This is a genomic window from Bacillus cereus group sp. BceL291 (genome assembly GCF_051776705.1).
GTDB classification, from domain to species: Bacteria; Bacillota; Bacilli; order Bacillales; family Bacillaceae_G; genus Bacillus_A; species Bacillus_A cereus.
Genome location: NZ_JBPWAP010000221.1, coordinates 1 through 1,198 on the forward strand (window position 1 = coordinate 1; position 1,198 = coordinate 1,198).

A 1,198-nucleotide genomic window follows, 5' to 3' on the forward strand; every position below is an offset into this window, starting at 1 on the left:
GCGTTCATCCTGAGCCAGGATCAAACTCTCCAATAAAGTTAGTTTGTCTAGCATCTAAAATAAAAATTGACGTTTCACGTTGTTTGTTTCGTTCAGTTTTCAAAGAACTAATGGTGGAGCCTAGCGGGATCGAACCGCTGACCTCCTGCGTGCAAGGCAGGCGCTCTCCCAGCTGAGCTAAGGCCCCAAACAAGTATCGGGAAGACAGGATTTGAACCTGCGACCCCCTGGTCCCAAACCAGGTGCTCTACCAAGCTGAGCCACTTCCCGAAAGAAAACGCGCCCGAGAGGAGTCGAACCCCTAACCTCTTGATCCGTAGTCAAACGCTCTATCCAATTGAGCTACGGGCGCATATGGTGCCGAGGGCGGGGGTCGAACCCGCACGGTGGTCACCCACCGCAGGATTTTAAGTCCTGTGCGTCTGCCTGTTCCGCCACCCCGGCATGTCATATTGAAAATTGGAGCGGAAGACGGGATTCGAACCCGCGACCCCAACCTTGGCAAGGTTGTATTCTACCACTGAACTACTTCCGCAAGACATGTTTGAGATATTTTATTAAAAGTGCGGGTGAAGGGAGTCGAACCCCCACGCCAAAGGCGCTAGATCCTAAGTCTAGTGCGTCTGCCAATTCCGCCACACCCGCATATTAATTAAAATGGTGAGCCATGAAGGACTCGAACCTTCGACCCTCTGATTAAAAGTCAGATGCTCTACCAACTGAGCTAATGGCTCTTACAATAAAAACTGGTGCCGACTAGAGGACTTGAACCCCCAACCTACTGATTACAAGTCAGTTGCTCTACCAATTGAGCTAAGTCGGCTAAATGGTGGAGGATGACGGGATCGAACCGCCGACCCCCTGCTTGTAAGGCAGGTGCTCTCCCAGCTGAGCTAATCCTCCGGATTGCCTGGCAACGTCCTACTCTCACAGGGACAAGGTCCCAACTACCATCGGCGCTAGAGAGCTTAACTTCCGTGTTCGGTATGGGAACGGGTGTGGCCTCTCTGCCATCATTACCAGACTGTATTCATTTAAGACAAGAATCATTGTAACTCATTTAACTTTTAAAGTCAACAAGTTTTTTATATTCTTTCAAAACTAGATAACATTGCTTCATATTATATGGTTAAGTCCTCGATCTATTAGTATTCGTCAGCTCCACATGTCACCATGCTTCCACCTCGAACCTATCAAC

The 1,198-nt window shown here is 49.2% G+C and carries 9 tRNA genes and 1 rRNA gene; all 10 read right to left on the minus strand.

Annotated elements, in window-relative coordinates:
• Positions 1-111: 111 nt before the first annotated feature.
• The 10 genes from ACS2CR_RS34175 to rrf all read right to left on the minus strand — a co-directional run bounded on the left by ACS2CR_RS34175 (position 112) and on the right by rrf (position 1,024).
• Positions 112-187 (minus strand) — tRNA-Ala (locus ACS2CR_RS34175).
• A 9-nt stretch (positions 188-196) separates the two neighbouring features.
• Positions 197-270: transfer RNA gene (locus tag ACS2CR_RS34180), tRNA-Pro, on the minus strand.
• 8 nt (positions 271-278) lie between these two features.
• Positions 279-352, minus strand: a tRNA-Arg gene (locus ACS2CR_RS34185).
• Positions 353-355: 3 nt separating this feature from the next.
• Positions 356-444: transfer RNA gene (locus ACS2CR_RS34190), tRNA-Leu, on the minus strand.
• A gap of 16 nt (positions 445-460) precedes the next feature.
• Positions 461-535: transfer RNA gene (locus tag ACS2CR_RS34195), tRNA-Gly, on the minus strand.
• Between the two features lie 29 nt (positions 536-564).
• Positions 565-645: transfer RNA gene (locus ACS2CR_RS34200), tRNA-Leu, on the minus strand.
• Positions 646-658: 13 nt separating this feature from the next.
• Positions 659-734 (minus strand) — tRNA-Lys (locus ACS2CR_RS34205).
• 13 nt (positions 735-747) lie between these two features.
• Positions 748-823 (minus strand) — tRNA-Thr (locus tag ACS2CR_RS34210).
• A gap of 4 nt (positions 824-827) precedes the next feature.
• Positions 828-903, minus strand: a tRNA-Val gene (locus ACS2CR_RS34215).
• A gap of 5 nt (positions 904-908) precedes the next feature.
• Positions 909-1,024, minus strand: a 5S ribosomal RNA gene (gene rrf / locus ACS2CR_RS34220).
• Between the last annotated feature and the right edge of the window lie 174 nt (positions 1,025-1,198).